Source organism: Mycolicibacterium psychrotolerans, from assembly GCF_010729305.1.
Classification (GTDB): domain Bacteria; phylum Actinomycetota; class Actinomycetes; order Mycobacteriales; family Mycobacteriaceae; genus Mycobacterium; species Mycobacterium psychrotolerans.
This window is the reverse complement of sequence record NZ_AP022574.1, coordinates 132,579-157,360: the sequence shown is the minus strand read 5'-3', so window position 1 is coordinate 157,360 and position 24,782 is coordinate 132,579. Positions and strand designations below refer to the sequence as shown.

30 protein-coding genes are annotated in these 24,782 nt (G+C 66.7%); 7 read left to right on the top strand and 23 right to left on the bottom strand.

Annotation, left to right across the window (positions count from 1 at the left end; all coding sequences use genetic code 11):
- Nucleotides 1-11: 11 nt before the first annotated feature.
- The 10 genes from G6N45_RS00715 to G6N45_RS00670 are packed head-to-tail and all read right to left on the bottom strand — an operon-like array spanning nt 12 to nt 5,283.
- A complete protein-coding gene (locus G6N45_RS00715; protein ID WP_163719858.1) occupies nt 12-293 on the bottom strand; it encodes a gas vesicle protein K in 282 nt (93 codons plus the stop codon).
- 23 nt (nt 294-316) lie between these two features.
- Entirely contained in the window at nt 317-517 is a 201-nt protein-coding gene (locus G6N45_RS00710; protein WP_163719856.1) for a gas vesicle protein, read from the bottom strand.
- Nucleotides 517-1,293: a GvpL/GvpF family gas vesicle protein gene (locus G6N45_RS00705; protein ID WP_163719854.1), complete on the bottom strand. Its 777-nt coding sequence runs from the start codon at nt 1,291-1,293 to the stop codon at nt 517-519. Before G6N45_RS00705 ends, G6N45_RS00710 begins: the two co-directional genes overlap by 1 nt.
- On the bottom strand, nt 1,283-1,663 hold the full coding sequence (locus tag G6N45_RS00700; protein ID WP_163719852.1) for a gas vesicle protein: 381 nt from the start codon (nt 1,661-1,663) through the stop codon (nt 1,283-1,285). Before G6N45_RS00700 ends, G6N45_RS00705 begins: the two co-directional genes overlap by 11 nt.
- A complete protein-coding gene (gene gvpO, locus G6N45_RS00695) occupies nt 1,660-1,977 on the bottom strand; it encodes a gas vesicle protein GvpO (protein WP_163719851.1) in 318 nt (105 codons plus the stop codon). Before gvpO ends, G6N45_RS00700 begins: the two co-directional genes overlap by 4 nt.
- 5 nt (nt 1,978-1,982) lie before the next feature.
- Complete coding sequence (locus G6N45_RS00690) at nt 1,983-2,240, bottom strand: gas vesicle protein GvpG (RefSeq protein ID WP_163719850.1); 258 nt, start codon at nt 2,238-2,240, stop codon at nt 1,983-1,985.
- A gap of 1 nt (nt 2,241) precedes the next feature.
- Nucleotides 2,242-3,039: a GvpL/GvpF family gas vesicle protein gene (locus G6N45_RS00685; protein ID WP_163719848.1), complete on the bottom strand. Its 798-nt coding sequence runs from the start codon at nt 3,037-3,039 to the stop codon at nt 2,242-2,244.
- Nucleotides 3,036-3,449: a gas vesicle protein GvpJ gene (gene gvpJ, locus G6N45_RS00680; RefSeq protein ID WP_163719846.1), complete on the bottom strand. Its 414-nt coding sequence runs from the start codon at nt 3,447-3,449 to the stop codon at nt 3,036-3,038. Before gvpJ ends, G6N45_RS00685 begins: the two co-directional genes overlap by 4 nt.
- Complete coding sequence (locus G6N45_RS00675; protein WP_163719844.1) at nt 3,446-4,561, bottom strand: SRPBCC family protein; 1,116 nt, start codon at nt 4,559-4,561, stop codon at nt 3,446-3,448. The genes gvpJ and G6N45_RS00675 overlap by 4 nt, the downstream gene beginning before the upstream one ends.
- 5 nt (nt 4,562-4,566) lie before the next feature.
- Nucleotides 4,567-5,283 carry a hypothetical protein gene (locus G6N45_RS00670; RefSeq protein ID WP_163719842.1) on the bottom strand — a complete coding sequence of 239 codons (717 nt, stop codon included), beginning with the start codon at nt 5,281-5,283 and terminating at the stop codon, nt 4,567-4,569.
- Nucleotides 5,284-6,378: 1,095 nt separating this feature from the next.
- On the opposite strand from G6N45_RS00670, the gene G6N45_RS00665 reads away from it, so the two are divergent.
- Nucleotides 6,379-6,552, top strand: a complete 174-nt coding sequence (locus G6N45_RS00665) for a CsbD family protein (protein ID WP_163719840.1) — start codon at nt 6,379-6,381, stop codon at nt 6,550-6,552.
- Nucleotides 6,553-6,608: 56 nt separating this feature from the next.
- Here the strand turns inward: G6N45_RS00665 and G6N45_RS00660 are convergent, their stop codons facing one another.
- Together G6N45_RS00660 and G6N45_RS00655 are read right to left on the bottom strand one after the other, a co-directional pair.
- Nucleotides 6,609-6,815 carry a hypothetical protein gene (locus G6N45_RS00660; RefSeq protein ID WP_163719838.1) on the bottom strand — a complete coding sequence of 69 codons (207 nt, stop codon included), beginning with the start codon at nt 6,813-6,815 and terminating at the stop codon, nt 6,609-6,611.
- 160 nt (nt 6,816-6,975) lie between these two features.
- Nucleotides 6,976-7,989 (bottom strand): DUF4331 family protein, encoded by a 1,014-nt coding sequence (locus tag G6N45_RS00655; protein WP_163719836.1) that lies wholly within the window; start codon nt 7,987-7,989, stop codon nt 6,976-6,978.
- Between the two features lie 228 nt (nt 7,990-8,217).
- Here G6N45_RS00655 and G6N45_RS00650 point away from each other — a divergent pair, with 228 nt between their 5' ends.
- Entirely contained in the window at nt 8,218-9,993 is a 1,776-nt protein-coding gene (locus G6N45_RS00650) for an ABC transporter ATP-binding protein (RefSeq protein WP_163719834.1), read from the top strand.
- Nucleotides 9,990-10,982: a phospholipase D-like domain-containing protein gene (locus tag G6N45_RS00645; protein WP_163719832.1), complete on the top strand. Its 993-nt coding sequence runs from the start codon at nt 9,990-9,992 to the stop codon at nt 10,980-10,982. Before G6N45_RS00650 ends, G6N45_RS00645 begins: the two co-directional genes overlap by 4 nt.
- Nucleotides 10,983-10,991: 9 nt before the next feature.
- Here G6N45_RS00645 and G6N45_RS00640 read toward each other — a convergent pair whose 3' ends face one another.
- Entirely contained in the window at nt 10,992-12,761 is a 1,770-nt protein-coding gene (locus G6N45_RS00640) for a PQQ-dependent sugar dehydrogenase (RefSeq protein ID WP_246228836.1), read from the bottom strand.
- Between the two features lie 266 nt (nt 12,762-13,027).
- Here G6N45_RS00640 and usfY point away from each other — a divergent pair, with 266 nt between their 5' ends.
- Nucleotides 13,028-13,312: a protein UsfY gene (gene usfY / locus G6N45_RS00635; RefSeq protein ID WP_308207123.1), complete on the top strand. Its 285-nt coding sequence runs from the start codon at nt 13,028-13,030 to the stop codon at nt 13,310-13,312.
- Between the two features lie 159 nt (nt 13,313-13,471).
- Nucleotides 13,472-14,806 carry a PE-PPE domain-containing protein gene (locus tag G6N45_RS00630; protein ID WP_163719827.1) on the top strand — a complete coding sequence of 445 codons (1,335 nt, stop codon included), beginning with the start codon at nt 13,472-13,474 and terminating at the stop codon, nt 14,804-14,806.
- Here the strand turns inward: G6N45_RS00630 and G6N45_RS00625 are convergent.
- Together G6N45_RS00625 and G6N45_RS00620 are read right to left on the bottom strand one after the other, a co-directional pair.
- Nucleotides 14,757-15,032 carry a hypothetical protein gene (locus tag G6N45_RS00625; RefSeq protein ID WP_163719825.1) on the bottom strand — a complete coding sequence of 92 codons (276 nt, stop codon included), beginning with the start codon at nt 15,030-15,032 and terminating at the stop codon, nt 14,757-14,759. The genes G6N45_RS00630 and G6N45_RS00625 overlap by 50 nt on opposite strands.
- Before the next feature lie 27 nt (nt 15,033-15,059).
- The gene (locus tag G6N45_RS00620; RefSeq protein WP_163719822.1) at nt 15,060-15,200 is read right to left on the bottom strand and encodes a hypothetical protein; all 141 of its coding nucleotides are present in this window, start codon (nt 15,198-15,200) and stop codon (nt 15,060-15,062) included.
- Between the two features lie 266 nt (nt 15,201-15,466).
- On the opposite strand from G6N45_RS00620, the gene G6N45_RS00615 reads away from it, so the two are divergent.
- Together G6N45_RS00615 and G6N45_RS00610 are read left to right on the top strand one after the other, a co-directional pair.
- A complete protein-coding gene (locus tag G6N45_RS00615; protein ID WP_163719820.1) occupies nt 15,467-15,631 on the top strand; it encodes a hypothetical protein in 165 nt (54 codons plus the stop codon).
- Between the two features lie 71 nt (nt 15,632-15,702).
- Nucleotides 15,703-16,887: a DUF7159 family protein gene (locus G6N45_RS00610; protein ID WP_163719817.1), complete on the top strand. Its 1,185-nt coding sequence runs from the start codon at nt 15,703-15,705 to the stop codon at nt 16,885-16,887.
- Nucleotides 16,888-16,956: 69 nt separating this feature from the next.
- On the opposite strand, the gene G6N45_RS00605 is transcribed toward G6N45_RS00610, so the two are convergent.
- Genes G6N45_RS00605 through G6N45_RS00570 form a run of 8 tightly spaced genes read right to left on the bottom strand, consistent with a single transcriptional unit; the run spans nt 16,957 to nt 24,774 of the window.
- Nucleotides 16,957-17,922, bottom strand: coding sequence for a 2-hydroxyacid dehydrogenase (locus G6N45_RS00605; protein ID WP_163719815.1), 966 nt, complete (start codon nt 17,920-17,922; stop codon nt 16,957-16,959).
- A gap of 1 nt (nt 17,923) precedes the next feature.
- Entirely contained in the window at nt 17,924-19,261 is a 1,338-nt protein-coding gene (locus G6N45_RS00600; RefSeq protein ID WP_246228835.1) for an enolase C-terminal domain-like protein, read from the bottom strand.
- Nucleotides 19,262-19,278: 17 nt separating this feature from the next.
- The gene (locus tag G6N45_RS00595; protein ID WP_163719811.1) at nt 19,279-20,076 is read right to left on the bottom strand and encodes an IclR family transcriptional regulator; all 798 of its coding nucleotides are present in this window, start codon (nt 20,074-20,076) and stop codon (nt 19,279-19,281) included.
- Between the two features lie 10 nt (nt 20,077-20,086).
- Nucleotides 20,087-20,809 (bottom strand): sulfite exporter TauE/SafE family protein, encoded by a 723-nt coding sequence (locus G6N45_RS00590; protein ID WP_163719809.1) that lies wholly within the window; start codon nt 20,807-20,809, stop codon nt 20,087-20,089.
- Nucleotides 20,806-21,831 carry an ABC transporter ATP-binding protein gene (locus G6N45_RS00585; protein ID WP_163719806.1) on the bottom strand — a complete coding sequence of 342 codons (1,026 nt, stop codon included), beginning with the start codon at nt 21,829-21,831 and terminating at the stop codon, nt 20,806-20,808. The genes G6N45_RS00590 and G6N45_RS00585 overlap by 4 nt, the downstream gene beginning before the upstream one ends.
- Nucleotides 21,824-22,831: an ABC transporter ATP-binding protein gene (locus G6N45_RS00580; protein ID WP_163719804.1), complete on the bottom strand. Its 1,008-nt coding sequence runs from the start codon at nt 22,829-22,831 to the stop codon at nt 21,824-21,826. The genes G6N45_RS00585 and G6N45_RS00580 overlap by 8 nt, the downstream gene beginning before the upstream one ends.
- Nucleotides 22,832-22,842: 11 nt before the next feature.
- Nucleotides 22,843-23,793 carry an ABC transporter permease gene (locus tag G6N45_RS00575; RefSeq protein WP_246229224.1) on the bottom strand — a complete coding sequence of 317 codons (951 nt, stop codon included), beginning with the start codon at nt 23,791-23,793 and terminating at the stop codon, nt 22,843-22,845.
- 51 nt (nt 23,794-23,844) lie between these two features.
- A complete protein-coding gene (locus G6N45_RS00570) occupies nt 23,845-24,774 on the bottom strand; it encodes an ABC transporter permease (RefSeq protein WP_163719800.1) in 930 nt (309 codons plus the stop codon).
- Nucleotides 24,775-24,782 lie beyond the last annotated feature (8 nt).

Here is a 24,782-nt window from a genome sequence, read left to right as displayed (position 1 = left end):
CGTCGTCGGCCTCAATCGCGCGACAGCAACGGTCCCAGCGGGCCCAGGTCGATGTTGAGGTCTTCGGGTTCCAGTCCGAAGTGTTCGCGCAGTTCGATCATCTTCTCTTCCAACAGCATCAGGGTCGTCCCCACCCGCTCGATCTGTTCATCGCTCAGATCGCCGCGATCGACCCGCCGGATCGCCTGACGTTCCATGAGCTGACGGAGCAGTTCGACGAGCGTCAGGACCAAGCTCACCAGACCCCGCTCGACGGATTCCGGATCGGAGTTGATGCGGTGCCGCGCCGGCACACCGTCCTCATGCGTGTCATCGGTCACGGTGTGCCGCCCAGGACGTCCGGCGGCAGTGACCCTACCGACGAGATCAGCGTGCGCAGCGAGATCACGACGAGGTCGACGTCGGCGATCGACAACGTGATGTCCCCGCTGATCACCACACCGCCTGCCAAGACCCGGTCGAGCAGGTCGACCAGAGCGACGTTCCGGTCGTTGTCCGCCGGCAGGATCTCCGTCATCACGTCACCACGTCGCCGGCGAAGGAATAGGGCGGCCACGGGCCGGTGATCTCGAACTCGACGCCCGGTGCGTCACGGCCGACCGCCGCGACGGCGGCCTTGAACGAATCGATCTCAGTGGTGTCGACGAGATACGTCCCGTTGAGCACGGTCCACTCCTGGCGTCCGGAGAGGCTGCGATCGGCGGCCGGCCTTCGCTTCCCCTCCACAGCGTGGGCCGACAGCACCGCGTGAATCCGGTCCGCGTGCCCGGCTGCGACGCGGAAGGCGTCCTCGCTCGCAATGAGGGCTCGTCGCCTACGCATCAGATATGCCGTGCCGGAAATCTTCTCTCCAGCCTGTGGTTCAGGCGAACCGCTTCCACCCCGCAATGCTGCGGGATCGGCATAGGCCTTGACGCCCACCTCCGCTCGCCCCTTCACATGATCGAGGGCGGCGCAGAAGTCGGCTCGCCGGGCTTCGAGGAGTTCGCGCACCCGCGCGTCGTCGAGGTAGACGGTGGCCATCCGCATCGGCACCACCGGCCCGGAGCGCGCGACCGCCGAGATCACGGCGTCATGGGTCCGCGCCGTCGCCGCCAACCAGTCGAGGTCTTCGAGGTTGCGACGCAACCCGTCCTCGCCGAACTCGTCGAGCCCGACGGTGCCGACCACGGCGGTCAGGCCGGCAGCGGTCACCGTGCGGACCGGTTCCCCCGATACGCCGTGAAGCGGTGCGATCTGAGGAGCGGCTTTCCCCTCCACGACCGCGTACGTCCACACACCGTCAGTCCGCATCCCCGTACTCCGCGGCTCGCCGCTTCACCGCGCGTCGCTGCCCGTTGCCCGCCTCGAGCTCCCGTACCCGCTCCCGTAACTGCTCGTTCTCGAGGCGCAGCGTCGAACTCTTGCCGCTGAGCCAGGGATCGCTTTCCCACCAATCGATCCCGGCTTCCTTGGCCGTCTCCAGCGAGGCGATCACCAGTCGCAACTTGATTGTCAGAAGCTCGATGTCGAGGAGGTTGACCCGGATGTCGCCGGCGATGACGATCCCGGTGTCGAGCACGCGCTCCAGGATGTCGGCGAGGTTCGTCGACTGGCCGCCGGACAGGGAGCCGCTGCCGGCGCGCTGCACTTGCGAGAAATCATCGCTGGGAGAAATTGTCACTGGCCGCCCCCGTCGAGCGTCTGGCCGCGCATGTAGCGTCGTGTTCGCCTGTAAGCCAACATTTCTCCGCTGAAGTCGATCTCGACTTCATACAAGCCGAGGATGTCACCCGATGACGGGATGCGCCGGTCTTCGACCGCCTCGACCTCGATGATCCAACCGCCTGACTCTGTGGGCGTGACCGACGTCGTGCGGGTGGGCTCTCCGTCCGTCATCTCGGCGAGATACTCGCGAACCAGGGCGATGGCTTCCCGTGCCGTCAACGGTTCGTCGGGGGCGGGCTCGCGCGACCGCGGCCTGGTGCGTTGGGTCATGGTCTTTACTCCGTCTCAGAAAGGGACTCGTCCGCTGCTGTGGGTTCGATCCTTGCCTCGAGAATCTGCTGCTGGGCCTCTTGTTCCTCGGCGGGTGTGATCTCGCCGCGTTCGCGTGCTTCCTCGAGGTCTTCCAATTGCCGTCGGGTGTTGGCGGGGTTGTTCATCTCCTGTTCGACCTGCCGCTGGATGACTTCTGCCAGCGCGACGACGCCCCGCACGGGAGCCAGCGGCGCCATCAGGATGGCTGAGAGGAGCCCCATGTCACACCTCCGGGTTCGCCGTGACGACGAAGTCGTACGGTGCCAGCGGGCCCAGCAGCCGTAGCTTCATGAGGTCGCCCCACTCTTCCCGGAACCGGTCCAGTGCATCCTCGAGCTCATCCTGCCGGGCCACTTCGGCGAGCAGTGCGAGGTTCACCGAGTCCCATTCATGGGTGGGCTCACGGGGATTGACATGTTCAGCGAGCCCGCCCAGCCCCTCGGCCACTGAATTCGTGTTGAGCTGGCGTTGCTGCTCAACGGCATTCGCGATGAGCTCGCCGAGTGCTATTTGTGAATCACGCGCGGCATCTTTCGGCTTGCCGCGGATGTCGTCTCGAAGCTGGGCTGCCTGGGTGTTCTCCGACAACAGACGTGCAAGGAACGCCTCTTCGTTGTAGCGGCCCTTGACGACGTATTCCGCGCGGCCCTCGAGAGCCTCGAGGGCCTGGACGAATTCATCGTGATGTCCGCGCAGCAACTCTTCGGCTACCGCGTCGGCATCACTCAGAACCGCCCCGAACCGTAACGGCAGTACCGGCGCGACCTTGGCCGTTCCGTCCAGCAGCTGAGCGTGTGCTTGCAGATCTTGCGGCGTGCCGTAGGCGTGGTCGACCGGCACCATGCTCACCAGTGCTGCGATGTCGCCTTCCCGGATGACGTCGACTTCTGCCGGTGGCTCGCCGACGCCCTTGGCGCTCTTCTGCACCTCGACGTCACCCGGCACGATGCCGTACACATAGACCGCCGTTGCGCTCTCGGCACGATCGGAGCGAGTCGTGGTTGATTGTGAGGAGCTCATCTCTCCTCCCGCCGACTGCGGACGTGGGTCGCCCTTTTCCGCTCCGGCTCCTCAGGGGTGAGGAGATCGCCGAGCTTCTCGCCGGCCGCGTCGAGCACGCCCTGGGTCTTGCTCTTCGCGGCACCCGAGGTGACCTGGTTCACCAGTTCCGGAAGACCGGCCTTGGGCTCGTCCTCCGAGATGTTGAGTCGGTTGACCGCATCGGCGAATCGAAGATACGTGTCCACGCTGGCGACCACGACGCGAGCGTCGATCGACAGCAACTCGATGCCCACGAGCGAGACACGAACGTACGCGTCGATGATCAGTCCTTTGTCGAGGATGGTGTCGATGACGTCGGCCAGGCCGCTCGAACTCGGACCTCCGCTGGGACCATTGGCGCCACCCGCCGGTTGAATCGCGGTGGTCATGACTGACTCCGCGCCTTCGTTGCATTGCGACGACGGCCGGTGCCCGTGGCGGTGGCGTTCTCCGAACCCCTGCGGTTGGAGGCGGCCCGGCCAGTCGGTTGGCTCTCGGGCTGCTCTCGGCGGCGAGGTCGGGGGACGGCGCGCCGGCGCCTGCGCTCAGGGGGCGCCGTTTCCGCCTCGGTGTCGTCGGCTTCGTCCGCTTCGTCCGCTTCGTCCGCTTCGTCGGTGTCCGTCTCGTCGGTGTCGGAGTCGGTGTCCTCAGGCTCCGGCTCGACCACTTCACCGTCGTGGATTTCGCCGAGCCATCCCTCGACGTCGTCGGGGTGAAGCAGGGTCTGGGTCATCATGTTGCGCTGAAAATGTTTGAGTTCCAGCCGAACTCGACGCCCCTGCGCGCGCCAGAGGTTGCCTGTGCGCTCGAAGAGTCCCTGGGGGTGATACTCGAGGACCACGACGACCCGGGTCAGGTTGGGGGCCAACTCGTGGAAGGTGATCGCTCCGTCGACGTGACCCTTTTTTCCTTTGGACCGCCACACGATCCGTTCATGGGGAACCTGGTCGGTGATGGTGGCTTCCCACGTCCGATGCGACCAGAAGACTTGCGCCTTCCAGTTCAGCTTCTCTTCAGAGACCTGTTCGACCTGTTCGAGCTTCTTCATGAACTTCGGCCAATCCGCGAACTGCGTCCACTGGCGATACACCAGGTCCACGGGGGCGCCGACGTCGATGTGCTCGACGATGTTGGTGACCTTGAGCTTCTTTCCGCCGCCACCCTTGCCCTTGCCGCCGAAGAGGGACCCGGCCGCGCCGGTCACGGTGTCCTTGACCTTCTCACCGGCGTCGCCGAGACCCTTCTTCACCATCGACTTGACCGGTGACGTCACGTCCTCCAGCCCCGTGACCGCCGAAAGCAGCCCTGCGCCGCCACCGTTCTCTGCGTAGTCGGTCAGGCGTTCGGTCGCGCCACCGAGGCGCCCCGACACCGAGGACACCGCACGATCGGTGACCGTTCCGGCCAACTGCTGCAGGGATGACTGCAGCTGTCCTTTGGGTGACATGTTCTGCTGCGCAGTGCTTGCCTGCCGCTGCGCTCCGTTGCCCGCTTCTGTCATTGGTCTCACCGTCCTTGCCGCGTTGTCGACCGTGCCGCGCTCCGTCGTGGAGTCCGTACTGATTTCGTTGGTGCGCTGGGACGTCGGGCTGCCCGCCGACGGGTCACCGGCGGCTCGGGTTCTTCTGCGGAGTCATCGGCGATATCGTCATCGAGGTCGTCGTCGGCGACGTCCCCCGACTCGTCGATGTCTTCGGCGTCCTCCTCGACGTCGAGAGGCTCGTCCTCATACGCGGACTCAGCCTCGTCCACCTCGTCCTCGTAGTCGTCTTCGGCGTAGTCGTCCCTCGCCTGCGCGCGGCGCCGCCGGCGGCCCGTGACACCGTTCAGTGCGCCGCCGACGCCACCCACAGCGCCACCCACGGCGTCACCCGCGGAGCTGCCGACGCCACCAACAGCGCCACCGACGTCGTCGAGTGCTTGATCTGCGGCCGTCGTCACGCCCTGCAGACGGCTGTTGAGCGCGTCCACCCGGCTGACCGCGGCCGCGATCGCCGCAGCCCGGCCCGCGTTGAGCAACTCGCCACGAATCTGTTCAGTGAGTTGGTTGAGCTCACCCGATGTGTTGAGCGACTTGAGTCCGTACACGACCAGATCGGTCGGGTGTGAGGGGAACTTCCCGGTGAGGCCTGCGCTAGCCAGCCCGAGCGCCCACTTCATCTTTTTGGTCCGCCCGAGCAGGTATCCCGCACCTACTGCCAGTGCGACTTTTCCGTTCGACATATCCGCAATCTCCTTCTAACTGTGCATGTCGCTGAGACAAGGTGACGCTCGGGATCGAAACCAATTACTCCCAAAATCACGCTGCTACGGGGCGGGCTACCCCGTTCGCTCGGAGCGTGAACCGGAAAGCAGAAAATATTTGTCGAGTATGTCCGAGCAATGAGAAGGGAAAATCTGAGCAATTTTGTCTCGGTAGCTACGGCCGCCTTAACGCCAGTTCAGAGCAACAACGCAGCTTGCCAGTGCGCGAGATAGTGCGGATTTTGGCAACTGACTGTGGAGTAGCTAAACGGCGCGAGCCGGTGGGCGTACATAATTAGCCACTCGAAACTGTGGCTATGTGTCAAATGAAAATTGCGTCGAGGCGATTGCCGGAATTTGGACGTGCAGAACAAGCGTGCGATGGACTCCTATCGGAGATCGCGTGAACGATTCGGCGGTTATTGACCTTGCTGTAACGGCCGGATTTTCGACTCGACTTTCGGCACGCGCGCCTCCTTGGTCGTCCAATACGACGGCCTCGAGCGCGCATGCCCGATTTGATTCCGCAAGTCAGACGCCAATTCGTCTCGAGGCTCCGGCGCGACGCAACGCTATTCGAAAGGCGCTGTCTCACAGTGGATTCCAGTCTGGTGCGGGCATCTACCCGCAGATCCACCCGACGACGGTGACTGATCGGCGTAATGCGAACGCGGCCGGATTTGTACCCATGTTTGTCTTGTCGACTCGTCGAACGGAGCATGCGTCGCCCACGGCCGACACTCCCGCTCGCGCCATGAAGGCATTTGCCAAAGGCGATAGCGTGACCGCGATCACAATCGAGCGTTGTCAGTGCGAATGCGGGGGCACGGCCGTTGTCAGAGCGGAGTGGCCAGGGGCGACTTTCTACGGTGTCGTCAATCTTGGAGTTCGCCGCGGGCCACGGTGAACGTGTTCTAGTCCGCAAACCGCCGGGCCACCTCGACCACCCGCGGGCGCTCGGGACCGACCACGAGCACGAAACGCCCGCGCTCGATCCGCTTCGAATCGAAGTGGAGAGGGCACTCTCCGGTCGAGGTTCACATGCGCGGGTCCCACTGAGAAAGGTCATGGAACATGAGCGCCCTTAACAAGATCAGAAACGCAGCACAGAGAGTATCGGGCCGTGCCAAGGAAGCCACCGGGCGTGCCGCCGGCGACCGGCGCCTGGAAGACGAGGGCCGAGTCGATCAGACCAAGGCATCGCTGAAACAGCGGGGAGAAAAGCTCAAAGACGTCTTCCGCCGGTAGGCGTCGGTCATCGCACTCCGTGCCCTCAGGCACTGGGGTGATGTTCGTTGGTGCGCCTACGACAGATGCATCAGGTCGCCGGCCACGCCGAGCAGGCGCCGGCCCAGCTTCATGACGGGTATCCCGAGCGGAATCAGGATCACGGTCACGCACAGCACCATGCCGACGAGCCAGACCACCGCCGCCAGGAGTCCGACGACCAGTCCGAGGACTGCTCCCAGGATTCCCAGCACCGCATTGAGTAGGCCATTCAACGCTTTCATGATGACCTCCTTATCCAACGTGTGAGTACCCACCATGGCCGCGGAGTCGCGGCTCAGCCTCGATTCCGTCACCGCTGCCACCGTGCTGGTCGGTCTACGCGCCACTCGAAAACGTGCAGTGCCGGAAGCATTCAGCCATGAAAGGCGCACCCGGCACGGCTCACGGGTGCGGTGGGCCGAGGTATGGGAATTCGCTCAACGTGTCGGTGTGCGGGGCCAGGCCCGACGGCGGGCACTCGTTCTTGGTGAGGAACGCCAGTCGGTAGTCGATGACGTCGTCGGTGAAGGTACGTCCGTTGGGGTACTGCGCGGGCAGAGCCGGATCGAAGGTCAGCATGTCGGGCAGCGTGCCCTCGGCCTCGATCGCGGCGACGGCCTCGTCCCGGGTGTATCCGCCGGTGTGACCGAGCAGGTGGACGAACTGGTCGAGCCAGCGGTCCCAGTCGTGCACCGGCTCGCTGGCGTTGTACTCGAGCTTCGTGTCGTCGGTGTTGAAGAAACTGCTCACCGACGGGTGCCCGGCCCGGTCGACGTGCTGCAGCTCGCCGTTCTCCCGCACGCTGCACCGACCCCAGATCCGGATCGGACCCTGCGCGGCGAACATGCTCGTCGGCAGCTCGAGCGCCATCGAGCAGACGTTGGCGGTCAGGTTGGAGTCCTGACCCGTCCACGGCGACGTCCCGCCGAGTTCACTCAGGTGAGGTGCGGTGAAGTTGCGTGTGCCGGAGGTGTCGAACAGTGCCTTGATGCCGTCGAAGTCGAAGAAGAACGCGTCGCTGCGCGCGCCGGCGGCGAAGGTGATGTCGCCTGCCCGCACGATGGTGGACGTCGCCCCGAACGAGACCTCCACCGCCGAGAAGAGCCTCTCGCCGGCCGGCTCCGGTTCCCGCGACTGTGTGCCGCGAGCGAGATACACGTCCACGGTCTGGCGGCCATCCCGCGGTTCCGAGTAGACGAAGCTGAACGCGATGTCGTTGAGCAGGTCTCCGTCGGTGTCGATCGCCAGCCGGTACACCGCGCCGGGATGCAGCGCATCGGCAGTGGGATTGGCGTTGAGAATCAACACTGTTCGCGAATCGTCGGTGGGTGACTGGAAGGCGTACAGGTCGCAGAGGTCCAGGCGCTGATCGCCGAGGGGAGGGCCGAGGCTCAGTCCGGTGAAGTGGTTGGACATGGCAGTGCACCTCTCGCCCAGGAACGCGTCACCTGCCAACCTAGTCCGTTCGGGTGGCCGTCGAGTGTGCGTCCAGGGCGACTCTGAGCCCGAATCTCCGCCCTGGACGCACAGTCGGCGCACACCCGAAGTGTGTGCGACCCTACCGCGTCGACCCCCGTCGGCAACCTCGCCGATGTACTGTTTCCCCGCTCCATCGACGACATCGACAGCGAGGCAGCCACCGCCGTGAGACTGATCCTTGACCTGCTCCGCCCGTACCGGTGGCTGGTGGCCGGGATCTTCGCGGTGCTGTGCGTGCAGATCGCCATGGGGCTTGCCGCGCCGTGGCCGTTGAAGGTGGTGCTCGACAGCGTCGTGGGCGACCATCCGCTGCCGGGGTGGCTGCATGGTCTTCTGCAGCCCATCCTGGGCGGGGAGAGCCGGATGCACATCGCCGGACTCGCGGCCATCATGGTGATCGCCATCGCGGTCATCGCCGCGATCGCCACCTACGTCGCCAACTATCTGACCGAGACGGTCGGTCAGCGGGTCGGCAACGACCTGCGCACCCGCGCCTACCACCATCTGCAGCAGCTCTCGCTGAGCTATTTCGACACTCACCGCGTCGGGCCCATCTTGTCCACGCTGACCGACGACGTCGACACCATCCAGGATTTCGCGTCGGCGTCGACGCTGGGCATCGCCACCGATCTGCTGACCATCGTCGGGATGCTCGGCCTGATGTTGTGGCTGCAGTGGGATTTCACGTTGGTCGCCCTGGCGGTCGCGCCGCTGCTGCTGTTGTTCGTCTCCCGGATTCGCAAGGCCGTCAAGGCCGCGACTCACGAAGTGCGGAAGCGGGAGTCGGACATCGTCGCCGTCGCCGAGGAAGGCCTGCAATCGATCCGGGTGGTCAAGGCGTTCGACCGCGAGGCCCATCAGGAGAATCAGTTGGCCATCGCCGGTCAGCAGGCCGTCGACGCCGCGCTCAACGCGCGCAGGGTCAAGTCGGTGGTGTCGCCGATCGTCGCCGTGGTGGTCGCGGCGTGTACCGCGCTGGTGTTGTGGCGCGGTTCGGCTCTCATCCTGGCCGGCGCGATGACCGCGGGCACGCTGACGGTGTTCATCAGCTATCTCGCATCGTTCTTCAAACCCGTGCAGGACCTGGCGAAACTGACCAACACGATCGCGATGGCCGCCGTCGGTGTCGAACGCGTCGCCGCGCTGCTGGACGCCGAGACCGGGATCGTCGAGAAGCCAGACGCCGTCGACGCCGCGCGGATCAAGGGTGCGGTGCGGTTCGAGAAGGTGGCGTTCAGTTACGACGGCGGGAAGGCGGTGCTCCGGGATGTCACGTTCGACGTGGCCCCGGGTCAGCTCGTCGGCATCGTCGGGCACACCGGCAGCGGAAAGTCCTCTCTGGTGAGCCTGATTCCGCGGTTCTACGACCCGTCGATGGGTTCGGTGCAGATCGATGGTGTCGACCTGCGCGACTACAAGCTGCACCAACTACGCCAGCAGATCGGCTACGTCCTGCAGGACACGGTGCTGTTTCGCGGAACGGTCCGTGACAACATCGCCTTCGGCCGGCCCGAGGCGACCCACGAGGAGATCGTCGAGGCGGCGAAATTGGCCAACGCCCACGAGTTCATCTCCGACATGCCGCAGGGCTACGACAGTGCGGTCGGGGAGCGTGGCCTGACACTGTCGGGCGGGCAGCGGCAGCGCCTCGGCATCGCCCGCGCGTTGATCCGCGACAGCCCGATCCTGATCCTCGACGAGCCGACCGCCGCGCTCGACGCGCAGTCCGAGCAACTGGTGATGTCCGCTCTGCAGCGGCTGATGAGCGACCGCACGGTGATCACGATCGCGCACCGGTTGTCGACGATCCGCGACGCCGACAAGATCGTCGTGCTCGAGGAGGGCCGGGTGGTCGAGGAGGGCAGGCACGAGGAGCTGCTCGAGCGCAACGGCAGATACGCTGAGCTCCACCGCATCCAGTACGAGGACGAGACGCCGTGACGCGATCACTGATCATCCTGCCCGACGATTCGGCGCAGCCCGTGCTCGACGCGATCCACGGGGCGACGCGGTCGCTGCGGGTGAAGATGTTCGCCTTCAGTCACCGCCCGTTGCTCGACGCGATCGTCGCCGCTCATCAGCGCGGCGTGTTGGTCAAGGTGATGCTCAACCCGGTCCGGCGCGACGGGGAGACCGACAACGACGGCGCGCGGGATCTGTTGCGCGAGTATGGTATCGCGGTCAGCGAGAGCAGCCCGTCGTTCGACCTCACCCACGAGAAGTCGATGGTGATCGACGACGAGTACGCGTTCGTCGAGTCGCTGAACTGGACCGACGAGAACTTCACGGAGACCCGCGATTACGCCGTGGTGACGCCGACGTCGCACGAGGTGCTGGAGATCATCGAGTGCTTCGAAGCCGACTGGGCCCGGCAGGATTTCGATCCGGGGGACTCAGTGCGGCTGATCTGGTGCCCGACCAACGGGCGAGCACGCATCGCCGAGTTCATCGACCGCGCCGAGAAGACGCTGTTCGTGCAGAACGAGCGTTACCAGGATCCGGTGATCATCGAGCGTCTGGTGCGGGCGGCGCGCCGCGGGGTGAAGGTGCATGTGATGGCGCGCGCGGCGCATCACCTCAAGGCGGACAAGCTCCTCGAGGGCGTCAGCGGGCTGCGCATCCTCGACGACGTCGGCATCAAGATCCATCGGCTCAAGCACCTGAAGTTGCACGCGAAGATGATTCTTGCCGACCACGAGCGGGCCGTCGTCGGCTCGATCAACCTGTCACCGGGGAGCTTCGACCATCGTCGGGAGCTGGCGATCGAGGTCGACGACAAACACCTCTTGAAGCGCCTGAACGAGGTGGCCCACCACGACTGGAAGCATTCGGCCCCGATGGATCTCAGTGACGCGGCGCTGCTCGCCGACCTCGCGGGACGGGAGAAGCGCGAGCTCGATCAGCTCGCCCTGCACAAACCCGAGGACTGAGAGGACTGATCAGACCGCCGACGGAGCCCCGCTCGGCAGGCCGATTCTGACCAGTGATCCAGGCTCATATACTAATTGGTACAGGTTGCCGTCAGGTCCTTGGCTCAATCCGACGGTCGAGCCCCCCTCTGAATCAAAGGTTTGCACAGCGCCGCACGAGGTGAAATCGACACTGCAGGTGAGAACCTTGATCCAGCCCTGGACAGTGTCGGCAATGAACACTTTGTTCTGGTACCTCGGTCCGAGTTTCGATCCGTTGTAGACAAAAACCGACGTGATAGCAGCACCGCTGCCGTGGGCATAGGCAAAGATGGGATTCTTCGTGCCAGCGCAGTTTCTCTTGCAGTTTCCCTCGGAACCCGGCCAGCCGTAATTCCCGCCGGCGGTCACGAGATTTAGTTCCTCGAATGACGCCTCTCCGACGTCGGCAACCAAGAGCTGGCCGCTCGGGGTGAACGTGAGCCGGAACGGATTGCGCAACCCGTAGGCATAGATCTGCGGAAGCGCTCCGGCGGCGAGCACAGGATTGTCCGACGGTGTAGTGCCGTCAGGGTTTATGCGCAGGATCTTGCCGTGAAAGTTGTTCAAATTCTGCGCGTTTCCAGGTTCGCGGTTGTCGCCCAGGCCCCAGTAGAGCTTGCCGTCCGGCCCGAAAGCCAGCGCTCCGCCGCGGTGGTAGAACGCGGCCGCCTCGCTAGATTCCAGGAGAACCTTCTCGGTTGCCGCGTTGATCGCGTTTGCGGTCATGGTGAGCTGTGACAGACGGTCGTGGGCGGCGGTCGTAGTGTAGGCGACGTAGAGAGCGCCGTTGGAGGCGAATGCCGGATCCACCGTAATGCCGTTGATACCGCGCTCGCCCTGCGTTAGTACCGGCAGCGTGACGAGCGTCTGCGCGGTCCCGGTGGTGTTGTCGACAACCTTGATGGTGCCGCCCTTCTCGGCGACGACTATCCGCCCGTCAGGCAGAAAGCGAAAGTCTACTGGCCGGTTGAGCCCAGAGGCGACGACGACGTGCTGGTATCCGATGAACACGGTCTGACTCGCGCGGTGCCCACTGTTGCCGAGTAGGCCGAAGGTGAAAAGACTGAGCAATCCTTCTATGCCATGAAGATGGAAGCCGCTACGCGCGTCGCTAACTGTGACCGTGAATCGATCCTGACCTGTGTAGGTCGTATTTGGCGTGTATGCGAAAGTGCCGTCGGCGTTGATCCTTACGCTGCCATGCGACGGTCGCGTCGCTGTGTAGGTCAGCTTCGTCGAATCTGGATCCACCGGGTGGAGATTCCCGACGACCGTCGCGCCAACCGCAATGTCTTCAGCCGGGTCGTGGTTCAGCGTCGGTGAGACGTTGTCGAACAGGCTGTCGCTCGGCTCCGCGGCAGCCGCCGTTGGTGAGTCCGCGACTGCAACGCGGGCCTTGCGGTGCGGTTGGACCGCGGGTTCCATTCTGGTGTCTTTCTCCGGCGCGGCTGCGGCGTCATCACCACTGTCGGTGTCAGTGTCGCCGGTGTCAGGGGCGGCGGCAACGCTGACATCGTCCGATGCAGCCTCGTCGCTTCCCTCGGAGTCGACGCCTGTGGTCGACTCAGCGGTCACATGATCGTCAGCCGTCGTCTCGGGACTCTTCGTCGTGCTGCGCGACTCTCCACCCGCGCTCTCGCCCGTCGACGACGACGTCGTCGACGGGCCAGGGGTTGAGTCAGATGTCTCCGCCGACGCGACGGGGGTGCCGGTGAGCACGGCGGCGCCGACGCCAAGTGCGAACGCCAGTCCACCCATGCGTCCGATGTACCGGCTGTGTCCGCGGGTGGGAGATGTACCCCCCATAGCGCCTCCTCGCACTTGGACGCTCCGACTGTATGCCGCGGGTTTGCCAATTACCGGCTTTTCCCGTGATATGCCGAGATCTGTCATAGTTTTCCCCGAGTCTGGTCGCTCCACGATCACTTGCTGCTGATGAAGACGTGATCGATCTCACACAGGCGTATGATCATGCTGTCTCTTGAGAGAAAGGGGACGTGATGAAAGGCGCTCATCGTGATCCCGTGGATCACGCTCGCACGACTCTGCCGCACAGCGGCGAGTCCTTCATCGACACCCTCTGGCTGCCCGGGCTGCTGCTCATCGGCGTCGGCACGGTGCTGATCGCGGGCACCGTCGCCGCCACGGCCTACGGCAACCGTGATGTGTCCCTGATCCTCGGCCTGATCGCCGGCGCACTGGTCACCGCCGGTGCACTGCTGATCACGCTCGAACATCAGCGGGTCAAGCGGGTCGAACGGAAGTGGGAGGACGAGCATCCGCAGCATCGTCATCTGCGAGCAGGCTAGCTGCGCGGCACATTAGCAATGTTCTCCGGGCGCCTGGCAGCTTCCGGAAGTGGTGAATGTTCGCACACATCATGATCAACTTCGATGCGAATGCAACGAAGTCGGCATATCAGCAAATTCTCCGACGTACACTGCTGCTGACTCTACGAGGGGGAAGCAATGGGGAATCGTCGGGCGCGCACGCAGGGCCGGCACCGGGCCCACAAGCCGGGGTCGGGCACGCGCGGTGTGCGGGGTGCCAAGGCGGCGGTGTCCGCGATCGGTATGGCGGGGGTCGCCGTCGTCGGGGCCGCGCTGCTGGGCACCGCGCCGACGATGTCGGTCAGCCCGCAGCTGCTCGCGACGCTGCACTACCTGCGGGGCACCAATATCGGCTACCAGCCCACGCAGCAGGAGTACGAGGACTTCATCGGCGTCGTGGTCAACGGGACGGCAGCGCCCGAGCCCGACCTTCCCTACCAGAAGGTCGACTACAACGCCGGGTTCCGGCCGTTCTCCCACGGCGGCTTCAAGGACCTCACGTTCGACGACTCCGTCGCTCAGGGCGTGACCAACCTGGAGGCGGCGCAACCCGCGCCGGGCGACATCATCTTCGGCTTCTCGCAGGGTGCCGTCGTTGCCTCGCAGTACAAAGCCGACCACACCGGCAACACCTACATTCTGGTGGCGAATCCAAGCCGGCCCAACGGCGGCATCCTGGAACGGTTCGAGGGACTGCACATCCCGTTTCTCGATATCACGTTCAGCGGCGCCACCCCGGACAACGGCGACTACACCATCGACGTCGCCCGCCAGTACGACGGTTGGGCAGATTTCCCCACCTACCTCTGGAATCCCGTGGCGATCGCCAATGCCGTGGCGGGAATGGCTCTGGTGCACGGCAATACGCAGTTCGCGTTGACCGAGGCGGATCTCGAAGCGGCCAGGAACTCCGGCGACAGCGACTACTACCAGTTCGACGCCGGATCCAACACCGCCTACTACGTCGTCAAGACCTATCCGATCCCGCTGCTGATACCGCTCGACCCGTTCCTGCCCGACTCGGTGATTGCAGCGTTGGACGCGCCACTGCGCAAGTTCATCGAAACAGCCTACGACCGGAGTGATTACAGTAAGCCGACGCGCGCGACGCTGTTCCCGCGCTCGGAGGCGCCGGCCGTAGTGGAGTCGATCGACGATCAGTCCGAACCCGCAGAGCAGCAACAGCGGACGACGATCGACCCTGAACCGCACGCCACGGAGGATCCAGCTGACAAGCGTGCCACATGGCATACCCGTAAGCAGCTTCGTGAAGAGATCGCCGAGGAGCCGACAGGTGACATAAGCGACGCATCCGACAGCCCGACCACGACTGCCGATGACGATTCGGAGAGCCTGCACACGACCGTGGACCCGAGGGTAAACGGCACGCCGACGAAGGACGTCGATCCCGCACCGAGTGAGCCTAGCGAGCATAGCGCCGGCGGCTCCGCCGATGACGGAGCCGCCGCCTGACCCTGGGGCACCAGACCCGTTGGTAGTGCCGGTGATGGCGGTGACGATAGGTCTGTGCCTGGGGGACGTGCGGCGTGGTGCGCTGCGGCGTCGCGGCCGTCGCGTGGCTGTTCTCCGGCGTGGTGGCGGTGTTGACCGCTGCGCCGGCGCTGCCTGCGAAGCCGAGCGATCCGGCGAGGATGCCGGCCGCCAGTACGGGGGCGGCGACAAGCTGGGTGAGGGTCATCGTGTCTTCTCCTTGGTGATCGTCGTGTCAGGGGCCGAGGCGGGAGGCGTGCCGCTCGCCGAAGACGTGGAAGTGGGTGGGCATGTGCGACCGGGCGTCGCGCGGGGTGGTCGCGACGTGGCTGTTGTGGTTGCCGGTGGTGGTCTGGGCGGCCGCCGTGCCGGCCACCCCGAGGGCGCCGCCGAGGATGCCGGCGGTCAGCAGGGGCGGTCGCGAGGCCGGTGCGTGCGTTAATGGTCAATTCTCCTGTGTCACTTGATATTTGACGTGATCTGCCGGTGTGCTTCGGCGATGTACCAAGAATGCCGCGGTGGGCGGCGCCCGTCTGCCGGTGGCCGGCGGTGAGGAATGTGATGTCCTCCGATCGGGGAACACCGGTGTGGCATCGATTACTCACCGGTGCGGCGGGCCCGCCCGCGTGGGATGTTCGAGAAATGACCTGCGCGCAGTGCCCGCGGTGCGGCGCCGAGCGGCCATCGTGGCTGGGGGAGCCGCACCGCTGCACGGGCGATCCGAACCTCTCCTGGCTGGCCTTCCATGAGATGACCGCGCATGCGGCGATGGCGTGGCGGCGCAGCCTGCTCGACGGGACGTCCTGATCGGGATTTGCGGGCGCGACAGGGCGCGGTAGGGTCGACCGTTAGTCGCAAAGAGATCGGATCGTTACGTCATGGACCTTGTACTCGGCTTGTCGATGACGTCGTCATCGGCGCGCTGGGTGCTCGTCGAGGGAACCACCGGTGACGGCGCCACTCTGACCCGCGGTTCGCGGGCACTGCACGACCTCGACGCGGTCGCTCTGCTCGACTCCCTGATGGCCGAGGCCGCGCCCCGTCGGGTGCACGCGGTGGGTTTGACCTGGGCCGCCGCCGCCGAGAGCAGCGCCAGCGACGTCTGGCAGGCCCTGACCGACCGCGGTGTGGAGAACGTCATCGCGGTCTCCGACATCGAGGCCGCCGAGGCCCTCGCGCTGGGCATCGCCGAGATGGCCGCCTGCGAGCGAGTGGCGGTGTGCATCGCCGAGCCGGGCCCGTCCGTGCTGGCCACGGTCACCCCCGACGGGGTGACCGCCGACCGCGTCGACCCCTCCGACGTCGGCGACGTCGAGCGCGTCGGGCCCGACGCGGTGTTCGTACTCGGCTCCGGCGACGTCGCGGGCGTGGTCGCCGCGCTGCAGGAGCGCACCGACGTGCCGGTCATCTCCGCCGACCAGGCCGACCTCGCGCTCGCCCGCGGGGCGGCGCTGGCGTCGGCGTCCGCGGTGGCCGTGCTCGACGCCCCGCCGGACGTCCGGGGCGCGCGGCTTTCGCCGACAGCAGTGCTGGCCTCGGTGCTCGGGGCCGCCGTCGTGACGCTCGTGGTGTCGGTGTCCGCGGCGGTCGGGCTGAGCCTGACGCCCGAGACGCCCGCCCCGCAGATGGTCCGTTCGGTGCAGGAGCCGGTCCGCGAGGCCGCCCCGCCGCCCGCCGAGGTCCTGCCTCCCTCTCCGGCCGCACCGCCGCCCGCGCCGGCCGCACCCGTCGTCAACGAGATACCGGCACCCGAGGCCGTGGACATGCCGGCCCCGGAGGCGCCGCCGCCGGTGTACGACGAGCCGATCGCTCCCGCGCCGGAGTACGTCCCGCCTGCGCCGGAGTACGTCCCGCCTGCGCCGGACTACGTGCCGCCGCCGGCGCCGCCCAACTACCTGCCGCCCGCGCCCGGTGCGCCGGTGCTGGTCGCGCCGGGCGGACCGCTGCCTGCGACCGCGCCGCCCCCGGTCACCGTGGAGGGTCAGCAGCCGCGGTTGCGCGATCGCATCATCGAGCGCATCCCGATCATCAACCGCTTCCACGAACCGCAGTACACTCCCTGATCCCCGCCGAAACTGTATTCCACGCGCGGAAAGTCGCGAAAACCGTGCGCGGAATACACTTTCGACGGGTCAGGGGCAGACGAGGTTTCGCAGTGGCTCTCCACGCTGCAGCCGGGTGATGTTCGCGGTTACGTCACCCACGCGACCGGCGAAGGTGTCGGCGGTGATGCCGGACGAGTGTGGCGTCATCAGTACGTTCGGCAGCTTACCGAACGGCAAATCGCTTGGGGCACAGCCATTCTCGCCGTTCGGGTAGCGGTACCAGACATCGATGGCCGCACCGGCGATCACCCGCCCGGCCAGTGCCTCGTAGAGTGCCCGCTCCTGCACCAGCGGGCCGCGGCCGACGTTGATCAACACCCCGTCGGGGCCCAGCGCGTCGAGTTGGGCGGCCCCGATCATGCCCTCTGTGTGGGCGTTCAGCGGCGCGGACACCACCACGACGTCACTCTCGCGCATCAAGCGGTCCAGCTGGCCGGTGTCACCGGCCCACCTCAGCCCGGCATCGGGTGCCACGGCACCCGATCCGGTGACCGCGGCGGCGGTACAGCCGAACGCCCGCAGCAGGTTCCAGCTACGCGTCCCGATGTGGCCGAACCCGACGAAGCCGATGCGTGCGTCGCCGAACGTCGGAGGCTGGGCGAGCGACCGGTCGTAGACGGCGGTCGCCCACACCCCGTCGCGCAGCGCGCGGTCCTGGGTGAGGAAGCCACGGCGCAGCATCACCGCCGCACCCGCCACGTACTCCGCGATCGAGCGCTCGTGGTGAAACGTGTTGGCCACCAGAAAGTCCGGTGGCAGCGCGGCGAAGTCGATCTTGTCGGTGCCCGCGCCGGCGACGTGGATCAGCCGCAGCTTCTCCGCGGTGTGGGCCATGTCCGCGGTGAACCGGCTGCCGACGTACACTTCCGCATCCCGCAACTCGTCGTCTGGCACGCCGGTGGTCAGCCAGCGAATGTCCGACCCCGGCGGCGCCATCGCCTCGAATCGGTCGCGGTGAGGAAAAAGATTGGCATCGGCGATGACGATTCTCACGTCAGTCCCTCTGCAGCGCAGGTCGCTTGCTGTCGAACGTCCACCCTGGGATCAGGTACTGCATCGCGACGGCGTCGTCGCGGCTGCCCAGCCCTTCGCGGGTGTACAACGCGTGCGCCGCGGCGACGGCGGCCTCGTCGAGCGTCACGCCCAGCCCCGGTGCATCGGGCACCGTCAGATGTCCGTCGACGATCTCATACGGCTCGGTGGTGATGGCCTGCCCGTCCTGCCAGATCCAGTGCGTGTCGATGGCCGTGATGTCGCCCGGCGCCGCCGCGGCCACATGGGTGAACATCGCCAGTGAGACGTCGAAGTGGTTGTTGGAGTGCGATCCCCACCTCAGTCCCCACGCCTCGCAGAGCTGGGCGACGCGCACCGACCCGGCCATCGTCCAGAAATGGGGATCCGCCAGCGGGATGTCGACGGCGCCGGACCGGACCGCATGGCCCATCTCGCGCCAGTCCGTGGCGATCATGTTCGTCGCGGTCGGCAGCCCGGTGGCGCGCTTGAACTCGGCCATCACCTCGCGGCCCGAGAATCCACCCTCCGGGCCGACGGGATCTTCGGCGTAGGCCAGCACCCCTGTGAGTTCCCGGCAGATCCGGATCGCGTCGTCGAGCAGCCATCCGCCGTTGGGGTCCAAGGTGATTCGGGCGTCCGGGAACCGGTCGGCCAGTGCGATGACGGCTTTCGCCTCGTCGGCCGCGGGCAGCACACCACCCTTGAGCTTGAAGTCGGCGAACCCGTAGCGCTCCCGCGCCGCCTCCGCCAACCGCACGACGGCGTCAGGGGTCAGGGCCTTCTCGTGCCGGACCTTCAACCAGTCGTCGGCATCGTCGGCTTCGTCGGCCGCCGACCGGTAGGCGAGATCGGTTCTGGTGCGGTCACCGACGAAGAACAGGTAGCCCAGCGCCTGTACCCGGGTGCGCTGCCGGCCGTCGCCGAGCAGCGCCGCGACCGGCACCTCCAGATGCCGGCCGAGCAGGTCCAGCACAGCGGATTCGATCGCGGTGACCGCGTGGACGGTGACGCGCAGGTCGAAGGTCTGCTCGCCGCGGCCGCCGGCGTCGCGGGCGGCGAATGTGCGGCGGACGTCGTTGAGGACGGAGTGGTAGTCGCCGATGCTCCGGCCGACGACCAGTGCGCGGGCGTCCTCGAGGGTGCGCCGGATCGGTTCGCCGCCAGGCACTTCACCGACGCCGGTGTTGCCCGCCGAATCGGAGACGACGAGCAGGTTGCGGGTGAAGAACGGCCCGTGAGCCCCGGACAGGTTCAGCAGCATGCTGTCGTGGCCGGCGATCGGGACGACGGTGACGTCGGTGACGACGGGCGTTCTCATGGTGTTCCTCTCAGACGTCATGACGCGAACCATTTGTCGCCGTCGGCGAGCGGACGGACCACCCGGGACACTTTGTCCCCCATGGCCCGCAGCGCGTCGACGATCTCGCGTTCCCGCCGCGGATCAAGCCGGTCGACGGGCACCGACGCGCTGATCGCGTCCTGCGCGGGCCGGCAGTAGCGCAGCGGCACCGCGAAGCACCGCAGTCCCACGGTGTTCTCTTCGTCGTCGCAGGCGTATCCCCGCAGCCGGACCTCGTCGAGTTCGCGGTCGAGCGCGCCGCGGTCGGTGATTGTCTTCGGGGTCAGCGGTGTCAGCGCGGACGGTACGTGCCGGTCGCGGTCGACGCCGAACCGCTCGGCAAGCAGGGATTTGCCGAGGGAGGTCGTGTACGCGGGCAGCCGTCTGCCGACCCGGCTCGCGGTGCGGGTGTACTGCTTGGATTCCCGGGTGGCCAGGTAGACGATGTCGGTGCCGTCGAGCCGGCCGAGGTGGAACGTCTCGTCGAGCGCGGCGCGAAGGTCTTCCAGGAACGGGACGATGAGCGGCAGATACGGGTCGCTGTCGAGATAGCTGGTGCCGACCAGCAGCGCCCGGATACCGATGCCGTACAGCGTGCCGGTCGGGTCGGAACGCACCCAGCCTTGGCTGACGAGGGTGCGCAGAAGAGCGTGGGCGCTGCTGCGCGGCATCGCGAGCGCATCGCTGATCTCCCGCAGCCGGGCCGGTTCATCGTGCCGGGCGGCGAGGTACTCGAGCAGCTCGACGGTGCGCACCGCCGACTTGACCTTGCGACCCGGGATATCTTCTGTCACAACATCTTCCTCACAACGCCAGGAGTTCGCGACCGATGAGCAGCACGGCGCCCGCGGCGGAGACACCGATCGCCAGCCAACGGAGCCGGGCCGGATTGAGATGCCGGTTCACCAGCGTGGAGAGCAGATAGCCGGCCAATGCCGCCGGAATCAGCACGGCGAAACCCCATAACGTCCGACGGTCGACGGCGCCGGTGACCGACAGCACGATCAGCGACAGCACCGATCCGACCAGGAAGAAGCCACTCATGGTGCCGCGCAGTCGAGATCCCGAATTGCGTTGCCACACCAGCGCCATCGGCGGACCCCCGATCGACGTCGCCGTCCCGAGCAGCCCGGACGTCGCACCGGCCAGCACCACGTTGCGGCGCCGCGGAGCCGGGATCCAGCCGCTGCTGGTCAGCACCACCCCGCCGAGCACCACCGCGGCGAGCACCAGGGACAGCGCCCGGTGCGGCAGCGCGGCCAGCAGCAGGGCACCCGCGACGGTGCCCGGCACCCGCCCGACGAGTGCCCAGCCGGTGCCCGACAGGTCGATCGCCTCGCGTTCCCGGATCACCACGATCAGCGTCACCAGCGTCGCGACCATGATCAGTGTGCCGGGGATCAGCGACGGCTCCACCAGCGCAACGATCGGTGCCGCGAACATCCCCATGCCGAATCCGATCGACGCCTGAAGGGCCGATGCCAGCAGAACCGCCACCGCCAGAACGCAATACCCCGCGACACTCATGCCGGCACGGTCTCACGCCCACTCCCTTCGAGCAGCAGCGGATGGTGGCATTCGGCGGCGTGGCCGGGCGTCTCGGGATCTGCGGCGACGGGCGGCGGTGTCGTCGCGCACACCTCGGTGGCCTTCCAGCACCGGGTCCGGAACCGGCACCCCGACGGCGGGTTGATCGGTGACGGCACCTCACCCTCGAGCAGGATCCGTGTGCCGCGATGCTCACCGTTGAGCGTGGGGGCCGCCGACATCAGCGCGGCCGTGTAGGGATGGTTCGACCGCTCGTACACCGCTTCGGTGGGGCCGTTCTCGATGATCCGGCCCAGGTACATCACCGCGACTCGGTCGGCGACGTGACGCACCACCGACAGGTCGTGGGAGATGAAGATATAGCTGATGCCGAGCTGGTCCTGCAGGTCGTTGAGCAGATTGAGCACCTGAGCCTGAACCGACAGGTCGAGCGCGGAAACCGGTTCGTCGCAGATGATCACGTCGGGGTTCAGCGCCAGCGCGCGGGCGATGCCGATGCGTTGCCGCTGCCCGCCGGAGAACTCCTGCGGAAACTTGGTGGCGGCCTTGGCGCCCAGGCCGACCAGATCGAGCAGGCCGCGCACCCGCATGTCGCGGTCCTGACGGTTCTTCACCACGCCCTTGTGGCTGCGCCACGGCTCGGCGATGATCTCGGCCGCCGACATGCGGGAGTTGAGTGAGGCGTAGGGGTCCTGGAACACCATCTGCACGCGTCGGCGGAACTTGAGCAGCTCGGCACCCTTGAGGGTGAACGGGTCGACGCCTTCGAACCGCACGGTGCCCTCGTCGGGGCGTTCGAGCATCATCAAGGTGCGCGCCAGCGTGGACTTCCCGCAGCCGGATTCGCCGACCAGGCCCAGGGTTTCCCCGCGCTTGAGATCGAGCGTGATGCCATCGAGCGCGCACAGCGTGTTCTTGCCGGCGTGCGGCACGCGGAACGACTTCCGGACGTCGCGGACCTGGAGCAACGGGTTGTCGTCCGCCATCTGGTGATCAGACATGAGTGACCTCTTCCGGGAAGTGGCAGGCTGCCTTGCGGCTGGTGCCCGTCAAGGTGGGCCGCGTCGTCGTGCAGATCTCCTGGGCCAGCGGGCAGCGGGCCTGGTAGACGCATCCCTCGGGGATCGCGTGAAGGTCGGGCGGTGCGCCACCGATCGACTTCAGGGTGTCGCCGCGGCGGGCGTTGACCGGCACCGAGTTCAGCAGCCCCTTGGTGTAAGGGTGCCGGGGGTTCGCGAAAACCTCGGCGACGGTTCCGGTTTCGACGATTTTCCCGGCGTACATCACCGCGACCCGGTCGGCCTCCTCGGCGACCAGCGCCAGGTCGTGGGTGATCAACACGACGGCCATGTCGAATTCGGTGCGGAGGTCGCGCAGCAGCGCCATGATCTGCGCCTGCACCGTGACGTCGAGGGCCGTGGTGGGCTCGTCGGCGATCAGCACGCTCGGGTTGAGCGCGACGGCCATCGCGATCAGCAGGCGCTGCCGCATGCCTCCGGAGAACTGATGCGGATAGGAGTTCAGCCGCGTCTCGGGTTGTGGGATGCCGACGCGGGCCATCAGGTCGACGGCCTTGCGTTTGGCCTCCTTCGCGGAGAGGCCCCGATGGATCCGGAACGGTTCGGCGAGCTGCGTTCCGACGGTGTAGAGCGGGTTCAGCGCGGTGAGCGCGTCCTGGAACACGATCGCCAGTTCGGTGCCCGCCATGGCCCGCCGCTTCTTGCGGTCGGCTCTGAGTAGATCGACGTCCCCGAGTCGTGCGCTGCCGCCCACGATGTCGGCGACTGGCTCCAGCAGGCCCACCAGGGCCGTCGCCGTCATCGACTTGCCGCAGCCGGATTCGCCCAGCAGGGCCAGCGTTTCGCCACGCCGAGCACCGAAGGACACCTCGTTGACCGCGCGCAGCGTCCCGGAGATGGTGCGGACCTCGACGGACAGTCCGTCGACCTCGAGGACCGGGGCGGCGTTGACATGCAGGTCGTGGTCGGCGAGTGCGGTCATGCCGTGTCCTTTCATGAGAGGCGGCGCTTTCCGGTCTTGGTGAATGCGGCGAGCCGCTTCTGGGGTACGGTGAGGCGCCACCGCTGGCCCGGGTCGGTCGCGATGCGCGCCCAGGCCGCCAGGATGGTCGCCGAGACGGTGGTGATGACGATCGCGAGGCCGGGGAAGAACGACAGCCACCAGGCGCTGTGCAGATAGGTGCGGCCCTGGGCGACCATCAGGCCCCAGCTGACGTCCGGGGGCTGGATGCCGATTCCGAGGAAGCTCAGCGAGCTTTCGGCGAGCATGACGTAGCAGAAGTCGAGCGTCGCGACGGTCAGCAGCGTGGGCAGCACGATCGGCAGCACGTGCCGGCCGATGATCGAGCCGGCGCCGGCGCCGAAGGTGCGGGCGGCGTCGACGAACACCCGGCTCTGCAGCTCCGCCGACTCCGCGCGGGCGGTGCGCAGGTACACCGGGATGCGGGTGATGGCCAGCACCGCAACGATGTTGGCGGCGCTGGGGGAGAACACGTAGAGCACGACGACGGCGAGCAACAGCGACGGGAAGCTCATGATGACGTCGGCGACGCGCATCGCGAGGGTTTCGCGCCAGCCCCGGTGGTAGCCCGCCCACATGCCGATCGCGGAGCCGACGACCGCGGAGATCACCACGGCGGGCAGCGCGACCGACAGCGTGGTGCGGCAGGCCACGATCAGCCGGGCGAGCATGCTGCGGCCCAGCGGGTCGGTGCCCAGCACGTTGGCCCAGCCGTGGCTCAGCGTGAACGGTGCCTGATTGGAGTTGTCCAGGTCGATGCGCGTGGCAAGGTCACTGACGAGGACCGGACCCAGCAACGCGGTGAGGAACACCAGGGCCAGCACGCACGCGGCGGCGAAGGCCACCCGGTCGTTGACCAGCAGCCGGAACCACAGGGAACCGCCCCGCTTGCGGGATGTTTCGGTGTCATCCTCGCCGACGATCGCCGTCGTGGGCTTGACCGGGATCAGATCTATCTGAGTCACGCTGTTCCCCTATACCTTTGCCGGTTCCCGCACCCGCGCGTCGAGCAACGCGTAGCAGGCGTCGATGAAGATGTTGAGCAGGAAGATGCTCACCGCGGTGAGCAGGACCGCGGCCTGCAGGACCGCGAAATCCCGCTGCAGGATCGCGTCGATCATCAGCTTGCCGATGCCGGGCCAGCCGAAGATCGCCTCGACCACCACCGCGCCGTTGATCAGCCCGACCGCGAGGTCGCCGGCGACGGTGAGTGCAGGCGCGGCGGCGTTGCGCAGCGCGTGGTGGCTCACGACACGAAAATCGCTGGCGCCCTTGCTCCGTGCCAGCCGGACGTAGGGCGCCGACAGGGCCGAGACCATCGCGCCGCGCACGACCTGGGTCAGCACGCCGAGCGGCCGGATCATCAGCGTCGCGATCGGCAGGATCCAGCTCAGCATTCCGTCGTCGACGCCGGAGGTGGGTAGCCAGCCCAGCAGCACCGCGAACAGCCAGACGCCGGTGATGGCGAACCAGAAGTCCGGGATCGACGCGGCGGTCATCGACAGCAGGCTGGAGAAGCGGTCGGCCAGCGAGTTGGGGCGGTAGGCCGCCCAGCAGCCGATGACCACTGCTCCCACGATGGCCAGCAGCATCGTGGTGATCGCGAGTTGCAGGGTGGCGGGGAAGGCCCGCAACGCCATGTCCGCCGCGGACTCGCCGGTACGCAGCGAGGTGCCGAAGTCCAGATGGACGACGCCCCTGAAGTAGTCGATCAACTGCGTGATGAGTGGATCGTTGAAGCCGTTGGCCGCGGCGAACTCGGCGCGCTGGTCGGCGGTGGCCGACTCGGGTAGATACAGGTTGGTGGGGTCACCGGTGAGCCGGGCGAGGAGGAACACGCCGAGCAGCACGATGATCAACGGCAGTGCGCTGGAGTACATCCGGCGCCGGACGAAGGAGAACATGGGCTGGG

What these genes read in the sequence shown, in the direction of transcription:
- G6N45_RS00710 (WP_163719856.1), bottom strand. Translation starts at nt 517, where the DNA reads ATGACGGAGATCCTGCCGGCGGACAACGACCGGAACGTCGCTCTGGTC.
- G6N45_RS00705 (WP_163719854.1), bottom strand. Translation starts at nt 1,293, where the DNA reads ATGCGGACTGACGGTGTGTGGACGTACGCGGTCGTGGAGGGGAAAGCC.
- gvpO (WP_163719851.1), bottom strand. Translation starts at nt 1,977, where the DNA reads ATGACCCAACGCACCAGGCCGCGGTCGCGCGAGCCCGCCCCCGACGAA.
- G6N45_RS00690 (WP_163719850.1), bottom strand. Translation starts at nt 2,240, where the DNA reads ATGGGGCTCCTCTCAGCCATCCTGATGGCGCCGCTGGCTCCCGTGCGG.
- G6N45_RS00685 (WP_163719848.1), bottom strand. Translation starts at nt 3,039, where the DNA reads ATGAGCTCCTCACAATCAACCACGACTCGCTCCGATCGTGCCGAGAGC.
- gvpJ (WP_163719846.1), bottom strand. Translation starts at nt 3,449, where the DNA reads ATGACCACCGCGATTCAACCGGCGGGTGGCGCCAATGGTCCCAGCGGA.
- G6N45_RS00675 (WP_163719844.1), bottom strand. Translation starts at nt 4,561, where the DNA reads ATGACAGAAGCGGGCAACGGAGCGCAGCGGCAGGCAAGCACTGCGCAG.
- G6N45_RS00670 (WP_163719842.1), bottom strand. Translation starts at nt 5,283, where the DNA reads ATGTCGAACGGAAAAGTCGCACTGGCAGTAGGTGCGGGATACCTGCTC.
- G6N45_RS00665 (WP_163719840.1), top strand. Translation starts at nt 6,379, where the DNA reads ATGAGCGCCCTTAACAAGATCAGAAACGCAGCACAGAGAGTATCGGGC.
- G6N45_RS00660 (WP_163719838.1), bottom strand. Translation starts at nt 6,815, where the DNA reads ATGAAAGCGTTGAATGGCCTACTCAATGCGGTGCTGGGAATCCTGGGA.
- G6N45_RS00655 (WP_163719836.1), bottom strand. Translation starts at nt 7,989, where the DNA reads ATGTCCAACCACTTCACCGGACTGAGCCTCGGCCCTCCCCTCGGCGAT.
- G6N45_RS00640 (WP_246228836.1), bottom strand. Translation starts at nt 12,761, where the DNA reads ATGGGTGGACTGGCGTTCGCACTTGGCGTCGGCGCCGCCGTGCTCACC.
- G6N45_RS00630 (WP_163719827.1), top strand. Translation starts at nt 13,472, where the DNA reads ATGGGGAATCGTCGGGCGCGCACGCAGGGCCGGCACCGGGCCCACAAG.
- G6N45_RS00625 (WP_163719825.1), bottom strand. Translation starts at nt 15,032, where the DNA reads ATGACCCTCACCCAGCTTGTCGCCGCCCCCGTACTGGCGGCCGGCATC.
- G6N45_RS00615 (WP_163719820.1), top strand. Translation starts at nt 15,467, where the DNA reads ATGACCTGCGCGCAGTGCCCGCGGTGCGGCGCCGAGCGGCCATCGTGG.
- G6N45_RS00610 (WP_163719817.1), top strand. Translation starts at nt 15,703, where the DNA reads ATGGACCTTGTACTCGGCTTGTCGATGACGTCGTCATCGGCGCGCTGG.
- G6N45_RS00600 (WP_246228835.1), bottom strand. Translation starts at nt 19,261, where the DNA reads ATGAGAACGCCCGTCGTCACCGACGTCACCGTCGTCCCGATCGCCGGC.
- G6N45_RS00590 (WP_163719809.1), bottom strand. Translation starts at nt 20,809, where the DNA reads ATGAGTGTCGCGGGGTATTGCGTTCTGGCGGTGGCGGTTCTGCTGGCA.
- G6N45_RS00585 (WP_163719806.1), bottom strand. Translation starts at nt 21,831, where the DNA reads ATGTCTGATCACCAGATGGCGGACGACAACCCGTTGCTCCAGGTCCGC.
- G6N45_RS00580 (WP_163719804.1), bottom strand. Translation starts at nt 22,831, where the DNA reads ATGACCGCACTCGCCGACCACGACCTGCATGTCAACGCCGCCCCGGTC.
- G6N45_RS00570 (WP_163719800.1), bottom strand. Translation starts at nt 24,774, where the DNA reads ATGTTCTCCTTCGTCCGGCGCCGGATGTACTCCAGCGCACTGCCGTTG.